Origin of the sequence: Aeromonas veronii bv. veronii (assembly GCF_000820225.1) — a bacterium.
Classification (GTDB): domain Bacteria; phylum Pseudomonadota; class Gammaproteobacteria; order Enterobacterales; family Aeromonadaceae; genus Aeromonas; species Aeromonas veronii.
In genome coordinates, this window is the sequence record NZ_CDDK01000004.1 from 134554 (window position 1) to 150398 (window position 15845).

Annotated in this window: 22 protein-coding genes; all 22 read left to right on the plus strand. The window is 58.9% G+C overall.

Annotated features, from left to right (window positions below; genetic code table 11):
- Positions 1–10: 10 nt before the first annotated feature.
- The 22 genes from BN1139_RS01845 (at position 11) to BN1139_RS01950 (ending at position 15832) form a co-directional block, all read left to right on the plus strand.
- Complete coding sequence (locus BN1139_RS01845) at positions 11–379, plus strand: hypothetical protein (protein ID WP_041979992.1); 369 nt, start codon at positions 11–13, stop codon at positions 377–379.
- A gap of 17 nt (positions 380–396) precedes the next feature.
- Positions 397–813 (plus strand): hypothetical protein, encoded by a 417-nt coding sequence (locus BN1139_RS01850; protein WP_041979994.1) that lies wholly within the window; start codon positions 397–399, stop codon positions 811–813.
- A gap of 158 nt (positions 814–971) precedes the next feature.
- The gene (locus BN1139_RS01855) at positions 972–1289 is read left to right on the plus strand and encodes a phage holin family protein (protein WP_041979996.1); all 318 of its coding nucleotides are present in this window, start codon (positions 972–974) and stop codon (positions 1287–1289) included.
- Positions 1289–1837 carry a glycoside hydrolase family 108 protein gene (locus tag BN1139_RS01860; protein ID WP_041979998.1) on the plus strand — a complete coding sequence of 183 codons (549 nt, stop codon included), beginning with the start codon at positions 1289–1291 and terminating at the stop codon, positions 1835–1837. Before BN1139_RS01855 ends, BN1139_RS01860 begins: the two co-directional genes overlap by 1 nt.
- A gap of 7 nt (positions 1838–1844) precedes the next feature.
- The gene (locus BN1139_RS01865; protein ID WP_041980000.1) at positions 1845–2069 is read left to right on the plus strand and encodes a hypothetical protein; all 225 of its coding nucleotides are present in this window, start codon (positions 1845–1847) and stop codon (positions 2067–2069) included.
- A 1-nt stretch (position 2070) separates the two neighbouring features.
- Complete coding sequence (locus BN1139_RS01870; RefSeq protein WP_041980002.1) at positions 2071–2301, plus strand: hypothetical protein; 231 nt, start codon at positions 2071–2073, stop codon at positions 2299–2301.
- Positions 2302–2372: 71 nt separating this feature from the next.
- Positions 2373–2534: a hypothetical protein gene (locus BN1139_RS01875; RefSeq protein WP_236396332.1), complete on the plus strand. Its 162-nt coding sequence runs from the start codon at positions 2373–2375 to the stop codon at positions 2532–2534.
- Positions 2535–3425 (plus strand): hypothetical protein, encoded by an 891-nt coding sequence (locus tag BN1139_RS01880; protein WP_041980006.1) that lies wholly within the window; start codon positions 2535–2537, stop codon positions 3423–3425.
- 42 nt (positions 3426–3467) lie between these two features.
- Positions 3468–3668 carry a DUF6835 domain-containing protein gene (locus BN1139_RS01885; protein WP_041980008.1) on the plus strand — a complete coding sequence of 67 codons (201 nt, stop codon included), beginning with the start codon at positions 3468–3470 and terminating at the stop codon, positions 3666–3668.
- Positions 3669–3690: 22 nt separating this feature from the next.
- Positions 3691–4059, plus strand: a complete 369-nt coding sequence (locus BN1139_RS01890) for a hypothetical protein (protein WP_041980010.1) — start codon at positions 3691–3693, stop codon at positions 4057–4059.
- 59 nt (positions 4060–4118) lie between these two features.
- Positions 4119–5816: a terminase large subunit gene (locus BN1139_RS01895; protein WP_041980012.1), complete on the plus strand. Its 1698-nt coding sequence runs from the start codon at positions 4119–4121 to the stop codon at positions 5814–5816.
- Complete coding sequence (locus tag BN1139_RS01900; RefSeq protein ID WP_041980014.1) at positions 5816–7942, plus strand: portal protein; 2127 nt, start codon at positions 5816–5818, stop codon at positions 7940–7942. Before BN1139_RS01895 ends, BN1139_RS01900 begins: the two co-directional genes overlap by 1 nt.
- 119 nt (positions 7943–8061) lie before the next feature.
- Positions 8062–9018, plus strand: a complete 957-nt coding sequence (locus BN1139_RS20600; RefSeq protein ID WP_052449561.1) for a Gp49 family protein — start codon at positions 8062–8064, stop codon at positions 9016–9018.
- Between the two features lie 131 nt (positions 9019–9149).
- Complete coding sequence (locus BN1139_RS01910; protein WP_041980016.1) at positions 9150–10079, plus strand: hypothetical protein; 930 nt, start codon at positions 9150–9152, stop codon at positions 10077–10079.
- Between the two features lie 72 nt (positions 10080–10151).
- Positions 10152–11369 (plus strand): phage capsid family protein, encoded by a 1218-nt coding sequence (locus tag BN1139_RS01915; protein ID WP_041980018.1) that lies wholly within the window; start codon positions 10152–10154, stop codon positions 11367–11369.
- Between the two features lie 67 nt (positions 11370–11436).
- Positions 11437–11826: a hypothetical protein gene (locus BN1139_RS01920; protein ID WP_041980020.1), complete on the plus strand. Its 390-nt coding sequence runs from the start codon at positions 11437–11439 to the stop codon at positions 11824–11826.
- 66 nt (positions 11827–11892) lie between these two features.
- Positions 11893–12330: a hypothetical protein gene (locus tag BN1139_RS01925; RefSeq protein ID WP_041980022.1), complete on the plus strand. Its 438-nt coding sequence runs from the start codon at positions 11893–11895 to the stop codon at positions 12328–12330.
- Between the two features lie 2 nt (positions 12331–12332).
- A complete protein-coding gene (locus BN1139_RS01930; protein ID WP_041980024.1) occupies positions 12333–12914 on the plus strand; it encodes a hypothetical protein in 582 nt (193 codons plus the stop codon).
- Between the two features lie 9 nt (positions 12915–12923).
- Entirely contained in the window at positions 12924–13601 is a 678-nt protein-coding gene (locus BN1139_RS01935; RefSeq protein WP_041980026.1) for a phage adaptor protein, read from the plus strand.
- Positions 13602–13612: 11 nt separating this feature from the next.
- The gene (locus BN1139_RS01940) at positions 13613–15307 is read left to right on the plus strand and encodes a phage head spike fiber domain-containing protein (protein ID WP_041980028.1); all 1695 of its coding nucleotides are present in this window, start codon (positions 13613–13615) and stop codon (positions 15305–15307) included.
- Positions 15304–15540 (plus strand): hypothetical protein, encoded by a 237-nt coding sequence (locus BN1139_RS01945; RefSeq protein ID WP_041980030.1) that lies wholly within the window; start codon positions 15304–15306, stop codon positions 15538–15540. The genes BN1139_RS01940 and BN1139_RS01945 overlap by 4 nt, the downstream gene beginning before the upstream one ends.
- Complete coding sequence (locus BN1139_RS01950; protein ID WP_041980032.1) at positions 15533–15832, plus strand: hypothetical protein; 300 nt, start codon at positions 15533–15535, stop codon at positions 15830–15832. Before BN1139_RS01945 ends, BN1139_RS01950 begins: the two co-directional genes overlap by 8 nt.
- The last annotated feature ends 13 nt before the right edge of the window (positions 15833–15845 follow it).

Below are 15845 nucleotides of genomic sequence, written 5' to 3' on the forward strand. Positions count from 1 at the left end.
GAGGCGGGATATGGAACAGCAAAGCACACACCAGGAGTTGGTTGTTGAGTGCATCGATGGTCAGTTGCGGATCTCGGTTGGGGTGAATACGCTCGCCAACGCACTCGCCACCGGCAGTCATGGGATGCGCAAGCTGGAAGTCGTTGATGCCGAGGTGTTTGCCAAGGAGGTTATCAAAGAACTCACGCTCGCGCGGGAGTTTGGCGGCAGCTTGGTTCACTGTATGCTTGACCATGCTGCCGGACTGGCTGCCGACAAGTACGCTCACTGGATTGAGGTGTCACCGCCTCCGACATACCCAACTCCAGGGTACACCGAATTTATCGACAAGCATCGTCCGACACCTTACATACCCACCGGACATTACGATGATGAATAACTTTTTAGAGGGTAATCATGGCATTTATACGTTTCATATACGGAAGTAGCCTTGGTCTTGGCTATATCGCGGCAAAGTCATTGAAGGAGGGTGATGAGATCGTCAACCCTGCTGATGGCTCGGTACACACCGTTGAGCGCATCTATGGCGCAGAGCTGATTGAAGATGACTCAAAGCTCAATGGTGTGTCATTCCCTGTTTTCACAGAGAAAAACAATCCAATCACTCTCAACGAGTGGGCATCGATAGAGCTGACCAGAGATCAAGGCGGTTTTATAACATCAATCGTTCCGACCAAGAGCTATGAGCGAGGGCTGCCAATGTCGCTGGTGCTGCAAGGGGATGGTCATTGTGAGTCTGTAGTTGTTGCAGATGGAGATTCGCAGATGGTTGCCGCGATTGGCGATATAAGCTCATGCCATAACAAAGAGTGATGGGTGTGCCTGCTGGCTCTCTATTGGCAGCTCTGATTGCTTGAATCCCCACCGCCCCAGCGTTAGTATCTATCAAAGATGGCCAGATTCCCCCGGGACTCTGGCCTTTTTCATTTCCGGCCCGCCATCGTGCGGGCTTTGTCGTTTCTGGAGGGGCGATGACGCCTGACAAGGATCCACAGAACTACAGCATGCTCGCCTATCTGGCGTTCGGCGGGCTGAGCGTATGGGGAGGGCTTGTGACCTACATACAGACAGTGAAGCGCGAAGGGCGGCAGTTCCGCTGGGCGGAGGCGGCGCTGCAGGTTGTGGTGTCAGGCTTCGCCGGGATGCTAACCATGCTTCTGAGCTGGTATATCGCCGCACCGCTGCCGCTGTGTGGCTTTATGGCCGGTCTGGCTGGCCTGATGGGGTCGAAGGCTCTGGAGCTTTACGAACGCCGGGCAACCGGCTGGATGAGTGGGGGGAAAGGGTGATGAGTATTCGCCTGCAAGTTATTGATGAGGTGATCCAGCGTGAGGGGGGTGACAAGTTCACTGATCGCGCAGAGGACCGCGGCGGCCCGACTCGCTGGGGGGTGACTCAAGCCACTGCTCGCCAGTTCGGCTACACCGGCCATATGCGCGACTACCCAAAGGCTGAGGCGGTAAAGGCCTACACCTCTTACTGGAACCAGATGCGCCTCTCATCCATCGAGGTGATTGATGCCGATCTGGCCACCTACCTGTTTGACTATGGGGTCAACTCCGGTCCAGGGCGGGCAGCAAAAGACCTCCAGCGCCTGCTGAATGTGTTGAACGATCGACAAAAACTCTATCCAGACGTGATAGCAGACGGGGCCATCGGGCCCCGTTCTCTTTCTGTGCTGGAGAGTTACGTCAAGGCGCGCGGTACAGGTGGCAAACGCCTTCTTGCCGAGGCTGTGAACTCACTTCGAATTGCCCACTGCATCACACTGGCTGAGCGTCAGGAGTCGCAGGAGGCCAATGCCTACGGCTGGCTGAGCCGGATTTGCAACCTGTGAGGTAGGTATGGAACACATCGTTGAGGTGGTAGCCAACTGGATTGTCATCCTGATGGCCGTGGTAGGGGGCGCATCCTTGGTTGTTCAGGGGCTGGCCAAGATTGCGGCCATCACCCCGTCCACCCGGGATGATGAGATTATCGGGAAGGTTGATGCCTTCTTGGTCGGTCTCGCCAAGATCCTGGACAAGCTGGCCCTGAACCTGCCGGCCGACAAAGCCAGGAAGCAATAACATGAACAGCTTGCTCCAACTGCTCGACATTCTAACGGCCCTGCTGGGCCGTTGGCTTAAGCAGGAACGGGCAAGGGAGGTGCAGGAAAGCTATGACCAAAACCATAGTGACCCACAAGGGCGCTTTGCTGCTCGCTTCGGCGCTGCTTCTGGCCAGCTGCCAGACAACACCAAGCCAAACAGCGAACTGCCCACCACCCACTCCCAGGCTGACATGGAGCCCCGCCAATAACGGCGGGGTTTGTCTTTCTGGGGACTCAACAGCCGACCTACTGGACTATCTCGATGCACTGGAGCGATGCGGTGGTTAATGGCGTTACCGTGACCGGGGTTATCACTCACGTTAAGGAGTATGACGGCAGTCATGCCCTGGTTGTTCTCAATACCGGCGTTTCCGTAGTGGTACCGGCAACCCATCAGCCCGTACCCGGCGACACCGTTGTCGAAGGCGAGCTATCTCTCTAAATGGCAAAGACCGACTGGGCACAGCTCAATGCAGAATTCCTGCAGGAGCACGAAGCGACCGGCATCAGTGCAAAAGACTGGTGTGACAGCCGCGGCCTGAACTACAACTCGGCGCGTCGCTATTTGAAATCTCGGGGGCAATCCCCCGCACAACCCGATAAATCTCGCGTAGCTGCGCAACCTGCGCAATCCGAAGTGCGCAAAACTGCGCAATCTGCGCAAAGTGCGCAACCAAAGGGGAATGAAGGCCAGACCAAGAGGGGAGAGGGAAGGGGGGAAAGGTCATCCTCATCCACGCAAACCCCTGACGAGTCAGACCAAAACCCGAAAAGAAAATCGGGACGCCAGCCAGATGGCCGCTTTGGCGTGGGCAATCGTGAGTCCGTCGGCAACCCAGGCAACCCGAGCCCTGTCGCAAAGTGGAAGCCAGGCGATCGGCCCGCGCTGACCCATGGCGGTTACGCCCAGTTCCTCGATTCGCCTGAGCTGTTCGACCAGGCCGAGGAGTTGAGGCTGAGGGACGAGCTGATATTCACCCGGGCTCGCGTTATCTCTGTCACCAAGACCTTGAAGAACCTGCATCAGGATCTGGTCGATGCCACCGAGATGACCGACCGGATTGGGCTCTATGACAAGATCCTGAAAGCTGAGCAGGCACTTGACCGCAACATCCAGCGAATCGAGTCAATCGAGCGCACCCTGAGCGCCATTCGCATCGATGAGGTGACCGGCCCCAAGATTGAGGCGGACACCAAGCGCATCAAAGCGGCCACCCGCAAGTTGACGGCCGAAGCCGATCGGCTGGAGAAGGATGGCGGCAGCGATACCACCCCAGTGAGTGAGATGCTCTCGGAGCTCCACGAGATGGGGACTGGCGGCATGATGTCGTGATAAAATGCGAGTCATAATTCACCAGTCATGCAGGAGTCAGCGATGAAACAAAGAGAGCGTCAGGCCACCCAGCGAATTTTGGCTATTGAGGCTATCGCCAAGCTGCGCTCTGTGTCAGAGCTGTTTGGGGTAGAAGATACCGGGCCTGATGGTGATGAGCGTGCAATGGCTGCCTTCAAGCGTTGGGATGAAAAGATCACTGAGCTTGAGCGGTGGATAAAAGATGAAAGCCCAATCGCCTGAGTTTTCCACGCTGGAGGGAGTGATGAGAATTTATCGCAAGGATGAGACAGGGAAGGCTGTTTACATTGCTGACTACCCGTTGCCAAGAGAGGTGTGCGATGAAATCGATTCAGGGCGCGATGGCCGCGAGGTGTGGTACGAACTGCCTCCTGTCATGGGGGAATTGCGACTGATTGGCAGTGATGAAGAGCCTGATTATGCCGCCACTGTCACCCATGAGCGCATCCTCCTTGAGCCATACCGCCTTTACCGCAACGGTGTGCTGGTCGAGATGGGCGCCATGATTGCCGATCCCCGCCATGTGACTATGTTGGCCGAGAGCGCCAAGCAGCGCGCCGCAGCCAGGGATGAGGTTGGCCGTATCGCCGCAGCATGGCGCGAACTAGCGTAAACACTGCATCACCCACACCAACCCGCTTCGGCGGGTTTTTTATTGCCTGAGACCCTCCAATGACCGAACTCGACATCTCCGCCATGACTGAGCAGGAGCAGGTTGCCTGCATCCGCGAAAAGCTCAGCGATAAGTGGTGGCGGATGAACAACCTCTACATGATCGAGAACGAGCAGGGCCAGCTGGTGCGCTTTCGGCTGCGCCCGGCGCAAGAGCTGCTGTTCAAGACCATGTGGTGGCTCAACATCATCCTCAAGGCGCGTCAGCTCGGGTTCTCCACGGCCATCGATATCTATCTGCTCGATGAGGCGCTGTTCAACAAGAACATCAAGTGCGGGATCATCGCCCAGGATCTGACGGCAGCAGGCGAGATATACCGCACCAAGATTGAAGTCCCGTTCGATAACCTACCTGGCTGGCTCAAGGCCCAGTTCAAGGTGGTTACCCGGCGCGGTGGGGCCAATGGCGGTCACATCCTGTTCCGGCACGGCTCCAGTATTCAGGTGGCCACCTCTTTCCGCTCCGGTACCGTCCAGCGCCTGCATGTGTCAGAGCACGGCAAGATCTGCGCCAAGTACCCGGAGAAGGCCAAGGAGGTGCGAACCGGTACCCTGCAGGCCATTCACCCGGGCGCAGTGGCCTTTATTGAATCCACTGCCGAAGGTGTGGGTGGAGACTTCCACGCCATGAGCATGAAGTCCCTCGAGCTGGCCAGGGCATCCGGTGAGCTCAGTAAGCTGGATTGGAAGTTCCACTTCTTCGCCTGGTGGCAGGACCCAAAGTATCGCGCAGACGTTCCGGCGTCCGGCGTGGTGGCCAGCAAAGCCCAGCTTGAATACTTCGCCGCGGTTGAGAAGGCGATGAACTGCACCATCAGTGACGAACAGCGTCAGTGGTACGTGCTGAAAGAGTCAACCTTGGGCGCAGAGATGAAGCAGGAGTTCCCCAGTACGCCGCTGGAGGCGTTCCTGACCTCTGGCCGTAGGGTATTCGACCCCATCGCCACCATGGAGGCAGAGGGCGACTGCATGCCGCCTCTCATCGTCTATGACATGGACCCCGTTACCGGCAGACGCGAGAAGGCTCGCAAGCCTGACAAACTGGACGAGCAGGGACAGCGCTCCCTTGAGAACATGCTGTTGGTGTGGGAGCTTCCAGATCCCGATGAGGATTACGCCATTGGCGCCGACGTGGCGGAAGGTCTCGAGCACGGCGACCGCTCCAGCTTTGATGTGATCGCCAAGAGTGACGGGCGCCAGGTTGCCCACTGGTTCGGTCATCTCGATCCCGGTCTCTTTGCCCAGCTGCTGGCCCATGTCGGCAAGTTCTACGGCACCGCAGAGCATGGCCCCGCCTATATCGGCCCGGAGCGCAACAACCACGGTCACGCCGTCCTGCTCAAGCTGCGCGAGCTCTATCCTACCCGCCGCATCTACACCCAGGAGTATATCGACCGGGATCGGGACGATGAGACCCAGCGCCTCGGCTGGCTGACCACCCGCCAATCCAAGCCGATCGTGGTGGATGGTCTCAAGGCCCTGTTGCGTGCCGGTCAGGCCGGGATCCGCTGGATAGGCACCATTTCCGAAGCAACCACCTACGTCTACGACAAATCCGGCAGCATGAACGCCCAGGACGGCTGCTACGACGACCAACTGATGAGCTACATGATTGCCCAAGAGATGCGCGCCCGCATGCCTGCTCGCATCGTCAAACCCGAATCCACCCGTAAACCCAAGCATTGGATGGCCAACTGATGATCAACTCACAACCAAAAGCCCCCGAGAAGGGCGGCCTCGACACGCAGAAGCTGCTCGCGCTGATGAGCGATATCAATGGCCAGCCAGACTGGCGAAGCCTTGCCAATCGCTCCTGTGCCTACTACGACGGCGACCAGCTGCCGCCTGAGGTGGTCAAGGTGCTCAAGGAGCGTGGCCAGCCCATCACCATCCATAACCTGATCGCCCCGACTATCGACGGCGTGTTGGGGATGGAGGCCAAGAGCCGCACCGATCTGATGGTTGTCGCTGATGACCACGACGATGAGCTCGAGCAGCTTGCCGAGGCAGTCAACGCCGAATATTCCGACATGTGCCGCCTTGGCGGGCTGGATCGCGCCCGGGGCGAGGCATATGGCGGCCAAATCAAGACCGGCTTGGGTTGGGTGGAGGTAAGCCGACGCAGTGACCCGTTCGGCCCGCGCTACAAGTTCAGCAGCGTCCACCGTGACGAGGTGTATTGGGATTGGCACAGCCGGGAGCCAGATCTCAGCGACTGCCGTTGGCTGATGCGCCGTCGCTGGGTTGATCTGGATGAGGCCAAGACCATGTTCCCGAGCAAGGCTCAGGCGCTGGAATGGGGCGTCAATGATTGGGCTGGGATGGTCAGCCTGACCGCCATAGAGGGGCTGGACCCCAACCTTGTCAGCGCCTATGACGAATGGAGCCAGTTCAGCGGCAAAGAAGTGGAGTGGTGCAGCCGGGAGCGGGATCGAGTCCTGCTGCAGGTGGTCTACTACCGCACCTACACCATGCGCCAGGTGTTGATGCTCGACTCTGGCCGGGCGCTGGAGTTTGACAAGAGCAATCAGCTACACCGCGCCGCCATTGCCAGTGGTCGCGCCAGGCTGGAACGCTGTCCGGTAGCCGTGATCCGCGAGTCATGGTTCGTTGGCCCCCATCATCTGGTCGATCGCCCCTGCACCGCACCACACAACATGTATCCGCTGGTGCCGTTCTGGGGGTACCGCAAGGACCGCACCGGCGAGCCATATGGCCTGATTGCCCGCGCCATGCCAGCACAGGATGAGGTGAACCTGCGCCGTATCAAGCTGACCTTCTTGCTGCAGGCCAAGCGCGTCATCATGGACAAGGACGCCACCAACATGAGCCGGGATCAGGTGCTGGAGCAGGTAGAGCGCCCTGATGGCTATATCGAGCTCAACCCTGACCGTGCCAATAAGACCAGCGTGAGCGACGCCTTCAAGGTGGAGCAGGATTTCAACGTTGCAGCCCAGCAGTTCCAGGTGATGCAGGACTCGGTGAAGCTCATCCAGGATACCATGGGGGTTTATGCCGCCTTCTTGGGGCAGGGCTCTACCGGCCAATCTGGCGTTGCCATCAGCAACCTTGTGGAGCAGGGCGCGACCACCCTGTCGGAGATCAACGACAACTACCGGATGGGCTGCCAGCAGGTAGGGCAGCTGGCACTGGCCTATCTGCTTGAGGATATGGCCAGCAAGCGCAACTACAAGGTGACCGTCAACCGCGACGACCCGCGCCGCCGCAAGGCTGTGGTGATCAACGTGGAGCAGGAAGGTGGCAAGCTGACCAACGACGTGACTCGCCTGCGAGCCCATATCGCCCTGGCGCCCATCCAGCAGACCGCCGCTTACAAGCAGCAGCTGGCCGAGCGAATGACCCAGGCTATGTCCCAGCTGCCGCCAGAGGCCGCCGCTGCCTGCTTTGATTTGCTGGTCGAGCTGATGGATGTGCCGCGCAAGGCGGAGTTTGTGGAGCGGATCCGCAACGCTCTGAACATCCAGAAAGACCCGGAAGAGATGAGCGATGAGGAGCGCGCTGCCGCAGAGCAGCAGGCCCAGCTGGCCCAGATGCAGCAGCAGATGGCCATGCAGGAGATGCAGGCCAAGCTGGCAGAGCTGGAAGGCAAGGCCGCCAAGTGGCAGGCAGAGGCCCAGCGCATCGCCAAGTTGACCGACTCTATCCGCTTCGAGGACGCCCTCAAGCAGGCCAAGACCGGCAAGACGCTGCAGGAGATGGAGCAGCTGGCAGCCCAGCAGCAGGCGATGCAGGCCGAGCAGGCAGCCCTGCAGGCCCAGCTGTTGGACACCATTCAGCAGCAGATAGACGCGATCGCGCTCTGATAGTTGCTTTCCTAATCGCCCAGCGTTAGGATTTCTCCATCATGGCCCAGTCTTTCGAGATTGGGCCTTTTCATTTCCAGACCCGGCCATAGCGCCGGGTTTTTTATTTGGAGCAGGCCATGACCGACAGTGTTGAGTTGAAAGGTGTACTCGAAGCAGCCCTCAGCGAAGATGGCGGCATTATCCTAATCCGTAACGCGATGGCCGAGTTCCTGTCGCACAAGAAGGTTCATGCAGCGGTAATCTCAGAAGTTCACCCCTGTGACGAGCATGGCAACTTCATGATCGACATCACCAATCCACTCTATGACGGCATAACCATTCCCTACATGGTCACCCCGGACATGGTTGCCCGCTTCACCCCTGGCATTGGTGACTACATCGTGCTGTATGAGAACGACTATGTATCATTCAGCCCGAAAGATGTGTTTGAGGGTGGATACCTCATGATCGAAGAGCAGGCTGTGTGCGCCAGTGAAGAGGATGCCGAGATGGAGCGAGATATTGAGGCTCTCGGGCTAACAGCGCCGCGCGTTACTCCTGGCCAGATCGAGGCACTGATGCGCGGTGTTCGCTATGAGGTGCAGGTTGTTCCCGGCACCACAACCACGCTGGCCACCGCCATTGCTGCAAACGGCTTCACCCTTGCCATCGGCATGGCCGCCTGCGCCGACCCGGCCAACTTCAATGCAGAGCTTGGCGCCAAGTACGCCATCAAGGATGCCGAAGCCAAGGCCCGCCAAGAGCTGTGGAAGCTGGAAGGCTGGCGGCTCAAGTGCCACCTGGATGGGCCTATGCTAATTGTGAGCGATGATTGCCTGATAACAGGGGTCATCAGCACGAGCAAAGTACGCGGTGTTGATGGCGGAAGCCCCAAGCCAAGCCGCATCGAGCGCATGCGCATGGAGCAAGAACAGCTGGCAGAGCGCACCGGCAAGCTGGAAGCCTTTATTTCGAGCGAAACATTCAAGCAGCTTACTCATCAGGAGCAGAACCGCATGAAGCGCCAGTTGGTTGCGATGCGTGAATATCTGGCCGTGCTGAATGAGCGCATTGCCGCAGCAACGAATCCCTAGCGATAGACGACAGCCTTTGCCCGCCTTGTGCGGGCTTTTTTATGCCCAGCCCCAGCCGGGGAGCGCTTTCGACGAGAGCCTTCCCCCGCTTGGGCAGCGATACCACCCACTGAAAACCCACGAGGACGACCATGAGCAAAACCATCGATAACCTGACCGGGACTGAAAGCCTGGACGAACTGGAAGCCATGCTGGCCGAGATTGAGCAAGCGCCCGATGTCGAGCTGGACAATGGCACTGACACCAAGCAAACGGACGTAGAACCCGCGCCGTCGGCGGGCGAGGTGGCAGCCGGTAGCGAACAAGCCGCAGCCAATCAGGTTGAGGAACAGGCCGGCGCACCTGAAAAGGTCGTTATGGCAAAGAACGGTCAACACACTATCCCGTATGAAGTGCTGGAGCAGGCGCGCAATGAAGCCAAGCAGTTGCGTGAGCGGCTGACTCAGGCGCAGCAGGCCCAAGTGGAGCGGGATAAGTTGCAGGCATTGCTGGAGAAGAACGGGATCGACCCATCGGTTGACCCGGACAACATCAGCAAGGAAGAGTTGGAGCAACTGGCGCAGGACTACCCGGATATCGGTAAGGCCCTGATGGCAGTTGCCAGCAAGCTCGACAAGCTGGAGCCGCAAGCCGCGCCGCAACAGGTTCAGCCATCCGCCAATCCAGCACAGGCCGCACTGCAGGCGGTACCTGACCTGGCCGCATGGCGTGACGGCGACCAAGACCGCTTCGATATGGCCCTCACTATCGATGACAAGTTGCAGGCCGACCCCGCGTGGAGCAATAAGCCGCTGGCGGAGCGATTCGCAGAAGTGGCTCGCCGCACCAAGCTGGCCTTTGGTGACGAGGTTGAAGCGCCTCCCTCCAAGGCACCCGGCAAGGCGGCAGAGAAACCCGCTGATCACATCCCGTCCAGCCCATCAGAACTCGGCCAAACCCATCACGCACCGGCAACGGGCATCGAGCGTTATGGCGCCATGTCCCAAACCGAACTGGTTGGTGAGATGGGCAACATGACAGAGGCCCAGATCGAGGCGCTGCTGGCGCAGTCCGGGTTCTAACCCACAACCCCGTTTACATCAACCAACCCCGGCCACTGTGTCGGGGTTTTTGTTTTCATGTAGGAGAGGATCATGACCCAAGTCACCTCGGCGCAAGCCAACAAGATTTTGCAGGCCGCCCTGTTTACCGCGGCCAACCGTTCCCACTCGCTGGTGAACATGCTGACCGAAGAGGCCCCCAAGGGCGCCAAGGTCAATGGCGGCAAACAGACCAGTGCAGGCGCTCCGGTAGTTCGCATCACCGACCTGGCCAAGCAGCGCGGCGATTCCGTGGATATGCAGCTGTTCCATCAGCTCTCCGGTCGCCCGAGCATGGGTGATCAGAAGCTGGATGGCCGCCTGGAGTCCCTGTCCTTTGCGGACTTCTCGCTCAAAATCAACCAGACCCGTCACGGCGTGGATGCTGGCGGCAAGATGAGCCAGCAGCGCACCAAGCACGATCTGATCAAGACAGCCCGCACGCTGCTGGGAGATGGTTACTACAGCCGACTGGTTGACCAGCGCGGCTTTGCCCAGCTGGCCGGCGCCCGCGGCGATTACTACGCGACCGATATCATCCTGCCGCTGGCGGATGACCCGGAATTTGCCGACATCATGATCAACCCGCTGACTGCGCCCACCTACGAGCGCCACTTCTTCGGTGGTGATGCGACCAGCTTCGAAGCCATCGACGCGGCTGACCGCTTCAATCTGGGCTGCGTGGACAACATGTCGCTGTTCCTGTCCGAGATGGCCAACCCAATCCAGCCGATCCGCATGGTGGCGGATCCGTCCGGTGGTGAGCCGCTCTATGTGCTCTACGTCACCCCGCGCCAGTGGCACGACTTCTACACCTCCACCTCCGGCAAGGACTGGCAGGCGATGCTGGCGGCCGCAATTGAGCGCAGCAAGGGCTGGAACCACCCCATCTTCCGCGGTGAGGGTGCGATGTGGCGCGGCATTATGGTCAAGCCCTACAAGGGCATGCCGATCCGCTTCAACCAGGGCAGTACCGTCAAGGTGTGCGCCGCCAACTCCGCGACCGGTGAGGAAGTGGGCAAGGTTGCTGGTACCACCATCGACCGCGCTGTGCTGCTGGGCGGTCAGGCGTTGGCTAACGCCTTCGGCTCTGGCGAGCAGGGCGGCTCCTTCGGCATGCACGAAGAGAAAACCGACCACGGCAACAGCACCGAGATCTCCATCAGCTGGGTATCCGGCCTGCAGAAGATCCGCTTCAAGCAGCGCAACGGCAACATTCAGGACCATGGCTGCATGGTGCTGGATACCGCCGTCAGCGCCGTCGCGCGCTAATCCACCACCAGAGCGAGGGGGTTGATGCCCCCTCCTGTTTAAATCTGACCAGACAAGGAGCCATATCATGGCCAAAACTACCCTGCTCGCCCGAGCGTACCGCTGGTTTATTGGTTCGTTCGGCAATCTCTCTATCTCCCCGACCCTGGTGGCCAAGCTGGCGGCAGTGCCGTCCGGCGACGTCATCGCCTTTGGTGACAAGGTGGAGCCCAACCTGAAAGTGGTTGGCGCCACCCTCATCAGCGGCGCGCTGGGTGCCAGTACCACGCTGACCGTCAAGATTGGCGATACCACCATCATCAACGCCGAAGGCACGGCGACGGCGGTATCCAAGTATTTCCCGGTGGACGATCTGAAGACACTGCCAGACCAGGAGATCACCCTCACCGTCGGCGGCGGCGCAGCAACGGGCACGGTCAAGCTCAAGCTGCACTATGAGGTGATCGGCAACCTGTAAGGCTGCCCGTCACGCCATGCCCGGCCCAGTGCCGGGCTTTTTCATTTCTGGATTGGAGATATTGCCGTGAGCGACAAAATTGCCGTGGTTTATATCGGCGACAAGCCGAGCAAGAAAGACACTGTGACCGGATCCCGCCTGGTGTTCCCGCGCCATACGCCCGTTGATGTGGAGAGCCACATCGCCATGCAGCTGCTGGAGTTCCCCACCGTATGGATTCGCCAAGAAGCCCTTGCTGGTGCGCTGGAGCGGCAGGAGACCATCGCACGAAAGGAAGCGGAAGAGCAGGAGCGCCTTGCTGTCGAAGCTGCCCGCCTGGCCGAAGAGCAGAGCATGGTGGTTGGTGATATCGATCTGGCAAAGCTCACCTCTGCCCAGCTGGCGACCCTGATCGAAGGTGAAGATCTGGGTATCGAGCAGAAGGGGCCGCAGGAGAAGGTGGACGACTTCCGCGTTCGCGTGCGTGACGCCCTGAAAGCTAAGGCCGCCAAGGCGGAGGGCTAAGCATGCAAATGGTACCCCGCGAGCAGTTCCTGCCTACCGTCAGGCTGCACATCACAGGTCCGCTCGAGATGCTGCTGGAAGAGGCCGTGACCGAGGCGGCAATCACCTTCTGCCGCGAATCAGAGCTGATCACCCTCGATCGTCTGCTGCCAAGTGCGGCGGCTGGCAGCCTTGAGGTGGTGTGCAATGTGGACGGGGTTACCTCCTGCAATGTGTTGCACCTCACCGGGGCCGATGGCGTGCCGCTGGACTCCGGGCGTGACTACTTCGCCATGTCGGCCAATGAGCTGAGCATCCTGACCGATCTGAGCAATGTGCGGATCTGGTACGTGGCCGTCCCGGTAAAAGGTGCCAAGGAGCTACCGGCACAGCTCTACACCGACCATGCCGAGGCCATCGCCCATGGTGTGGCCGCGCTGCTCTACGCCCAGCCAGACCGCCCTTGGTCTGATCCAAAGCGGGCCAACTTCCATCGTGCCGAGTTTGTCGAGGGGTGGCGTCGTGCCGGTCGGTTCCGCAAGCAGCATAGCGCCCCAACCCAAGTCGAATACTACAACCCGCCCCGCAAACACAGCTTTTTCTAAGGAGTCGCCATGGCTACCGTGCCTATTTCCACCATCATCAAGCGGGTTAATACCTTGCTTGTCGATCCGACCTTCACTCGTTGGCCCAAGCAGGAGCTGCTGGACTACTACAACGACGCCACCAAGGCGATCGTGCTGGTTCGCCCTGACGCTCACACCAAGAACGTTGAGTTTATCTGCGTGGCCGGAACCAAGCAGGCGCTGCCATCCGACGCCCTGCGGCTGATTGAGGTGCTGCGCAACGCCAACGGCAAGGTGATCCGCTTTGTGCCGCGCAAGGCGCTGGATGACAGCTATCCCGATTGGCACTCCGGCAAGACGGCGACATCCGTTGATAACTACTGCTACGAAGGTCGAGACCCCAAGACCTTCTATCTGCACCCTGGCCCGGCTGCCGCGGTCAAGGTGGATGTGATCTACTCGGTCGCCCCGCAATCCAAGCAGTTGGCTGATGTAGAGAACGCCAGCACCCCAGCTCTGGCGGATCTGGATGATATCTATATCAACCCCATCATCGATTTCATGCTCTACCGATGTTTCTCAAAGGACGCGGAATACTCCGCCAACTCCAACCGCGCAGCCGGTCACTACAACGCATTCCTGCAGCAGCTTGGCGAGAAAACCCAGGCGGATGCTGGCATGGAAGCGCGCCAGCAGGCTGGATTTAACCGGGTAACAATGCAGTAAGGGGCGCATAGATGGCTGGAGTGTGGAAGCGTGATGGCACTGTAGCCGTCACCAACGGCAGTAAGAAGGTGGCCGGCACCGGTACCACCTTCGCAGATGCCAAGAACGGGGTGGCCAAGGGCCACCTTTTTTGTATGACCACCGGCACTACGGTTGACCTCTATGAAGTTGATTACGTGGTGTCAAACACCGAGCTCCATCTCGTGCAGGCTTTCCGTGGCACCACTGGCACCGGCAAGGCTTACGAGATTATCACCACCTTCTCTGACTCCATCCCGGAGTTTGCCCGCAAGCTGAACTCCTCTTTGGCTTACTACCAAAGCCAATCGGATATGGTTCAGCAGTTGTTTACCAGCGACGCGGCAGAGATCACGGTCACCGCTCCGGACGGCACAACTCACAAGCTGATCCCTTGGAAGCGGGTGACCAGCGAGGGTGAAGGCCAGGCGGCCCGCGCAAAGGTCGAGGCGGATAAGGCGGCTGTGTCTGCCAGTGCTGCCGCCAGCGCGGTGCTTGCGGCTAGGCTGCCAGTCCCGGATGTATCAATCCCGTTCACGACTGACGGCCAACTTCTGCACGGCAAAGGGACTCCTGTGCTGGTTGGCACAACGCCCGTTGCCCAGCTTGTCAGTTACGAGCGGCTGGGTTCGCAGACCATGCTCGACAAATCTGGCCGCCTTGTGACGGTACCAGCTGGTGAGATGGCTATCGAGCAGCAAGGACTGGCGATTTTCGACCAATCTGTGAACCTTGCTGCGCCGAGTATTAACTGGGTTGCATCGGCATTTCACAATTCGCCGTGGACTCATAGCACCAAGGATGATTTCGGTTGGATCACAGTGAGTGGCGCTGGCAACCCGTCTGCGGCAGAGGGGAGCCGGATTGATTTTCAGGCCATGCTTGTATCAACATATACATTCAGCATGGATGTTATGAAAACGGCAGGACTTAAGGCTGTACTGAGGACATTCGGGTCTAATAACGGAACGACAGTTACCCTAACAGAAACAACTGCTACAGGCTCTGGCGCTGCAGACGTGACGGATATGGGGTCATATTGGCGTGTCGAGATAACCAGAAGTTTTACGGGATCGGCGAATAGCTTGGTCAGACTGAACCCGTTTGGAACAGAGGTTGGCGCCAGTGGAAGTATGACATACCGTCGAGTTCAGTTTGAGGAGAAGCCGTTTGCTACACCCTACATAGAAAATACCACCTCAGCCCAGACTACCCGCCCAGCGACAACACGCTGTGATATTCCGTGGATTGGCAATCTACAGCCTATAAGCGCCGACCAGCAGGTTACCGTGTCATTTGAGTTCGACGTTGCTGGGTTCCCTCTATCTGGATACCAAACGCTAATTAATAATTCAGGTGGTGGCGGAAGTTACTTGCAGGTACGAGTAGATACTGGAGGCGCTCTTAGCGCATATCGCCGACCAACCCCGTCACATGCAGTTAATATACAGGCGAAGCAGAGGGTTAAAGTTTGTTATCGGGTTAATAAAAATACGTGCGATTTTTTTGTTAACGGGGCAAAAATTGCCAGCACTGTAACTGGCAGCCCGTATTCAAATGGTTTGCCAAGCTTGTTTTGCATTGGGTATTCACCAACCCCCAGCAGGTGTGCAAACGGCCATCTGCGCAAGATAGACATCTGGAACACTCCACTCACCGATATTCAATGTCAGGCGGCATCCTCATGACCCGCCACTACTGTACGGGGCTTGGCCCCGTATCTCCTGGTACTAACCGCTGCTGCAAGCAGCACGACCATGACTATGGCGCCAAAGGCACGGTATCCCGTGCCGAGGCTGACCGGCGCCTGCGCCTGTGCCTGTGCATGATGGCTCAGGGTAAGCCGGTGCAGGCCTGGCTGTTCTGGGCAGCCTGCCGCATAGGCGGCTGGTATTTCTGGAAGGACAAGACTCATGATTGATCTCTACCTCAAGGCTGGCAGCAAGTCAGCCATGACGCTGGCCCTCAAGACGGCCGGATTTACCCAGGATCCAGAGACCGGCGCTCTCTATCACCCTGCTGCCTCCCTCGATGTGATAGGCGCCATCTACAAGCCGACAGGTGAAACCACGATCGTTGATGGTGAGTCAGTGCCAGTGACGGCTCCCGTGCCTGGCTACCACGTCAATGTGCGAACCACCTCCCCCGAGGTGGCCGGTGCCCTCGATGCGCTGCGGACATACCCAGATACGCCAGTGAGAGTGTGGGCGTAATCTGGTTGCTTGC

Excerpts from the sequence above, each read along its gene's own strand:
- BN1139_RS01845 (WP_041979992.1), top strand. The coding sequence starts at position 11 with ATGGAACAGCAAAGCACACACCAGGAGTTGGTTGTTGAGTGCATCGAT.
- BN1139_RS01850 (WP_041979994.1), top strand. The coding sequence starts at position 397 with ATGGCATTTATACGTTTCATATACGGAAGTAGCCTTGGTCTTGGCTAT.
- BN1139_RS01855 (WP_041979996.1), top strand. The coding sequence starts at position 972 with ATGACGCCTGACAAGGATCCACAGAACTACAGCATGCTCGCCTATCTG.
- BN1139_RS01860 (WP_041979998.1), top strand. The coding sequence starts at position 1,289 with ATGAGTATTCGCCTGCAAGTTATTGATGAGGTGATCCAGCGTGAGGGG.
- BN1139_RS01865 (WP_041980000.1), top strand. The coding sequence starts at position 1,845 with ATGGAACACATCGTTGAGGTGGTAGCCAACTGGATTGTCATCCTGATG.
- BN1139_RS01870 (WP_041980002.1), top strand. The coding sequence starts at position 2,071 with ATGAACAGCTTGCTCCAACTGCTCGACATTCTAACGGCCCTGCTGGGC.
- BN1139_RS01880 (WP_041980006.1), top strand. The coding sequence starts at position 2,535 with ATGGCAAAGACCGACTGGGCACAGCTCAATGCAGAATTCCTGCAGGAG.
- BN1139_RS01885 (WP_041980008.1), top strand. The coding sequence starts at position 3,468 with ATGAAACAAAGAGAGCGTCAGGCCACCCAGCGAATTTTGGCTATTGAG.
- BN1139_RS01890 (WP_041980010.1), top strand. The coding sequence starts at position 3,691 with ATGAGAATTTATCGCAAGGATGAGACAGGGAAGGCTGTTTACATTGCT.
- BN1139_RS01895 (WP_041980012.1), top strand. The coding sequence starts at position 4,119 with ATGACCGAACTCGACATCTCCGCCATGACTGAGCAGGAGCAGGTTGCC.
- BN1139_RS01900 (WP_041980014.1), top strand. The coding sequence starts at position 5,816 with ATGATCAACTCACAACCAAAAGCCCCCGAGAAGGGCGGCCTCGACACG.
- BN1139_RS20600 (WP_052449561.1), top strand. The coding sequence starts at position 8,062 with ATGACCGACAGTGTTGAGTTGAAAGGTGTACTCGAAGCAGCCCTCAGC.
- BN1139_RS01910 (WP_041980016.1), top strand. The coding sequence starts at position 9,150 with ATGAGCAAAACCATCGATAACCTGACCGGGACTGAAAGCCTGGACGAA.
- BN1139_RS01915 (WP_041980018.1), top strand. The coding sequence starts at position 10,152 with ATGACCCAAGTCACCTCGGCGCAAGCCAACAAGATTTTGCAGGCCGCC.
- BN1139_RS01920 (WP_041980020.1), top strand. The coding sequence starts at position 11,437 with ATGGCCAAAACTACCCTGCTCGCCCGAGCGTACCGCTGGTTTATTGGT.
- BN1139_RS01930 (WP_041980024.1), top strand. The coding sequence starts at position 12,333 with ATGCAAATGGTACCCCGCGAGCAGTTCCTGCCTACCGTCAGGCTGCAC.
- BN1139_RS01935 (WP_041980026.1), top strand. The coding sequence starts at position 12,924 with ATGGCTACCGTGCCTATTTCCACCATCATCAAGCGGGTTAATACCTTG.
- BN1139_RS01940 (WP_041980028.1), top strand. The coding sequence starts at position 13,613 with ATGGCTGGAGTGTGGAAGCGTGATGGCACTGTAGCCGTCACCAACGGC.
- BN1139_RS01945 (WP_041980030.1), top strand. The coding sequence starts at position 15,304 with ATGACCCGCCACTACTGTACGGGGCTTGGCCCCGTATCTCCTGGTACT.
- BN1139_RS01950 (WP_041980032.1), top strand. The coding sequence starts at position 15,533 with ATGATTGATCTCTACCTCAAGGCTGGCAGCAAGTCAGCCATGACGCTG.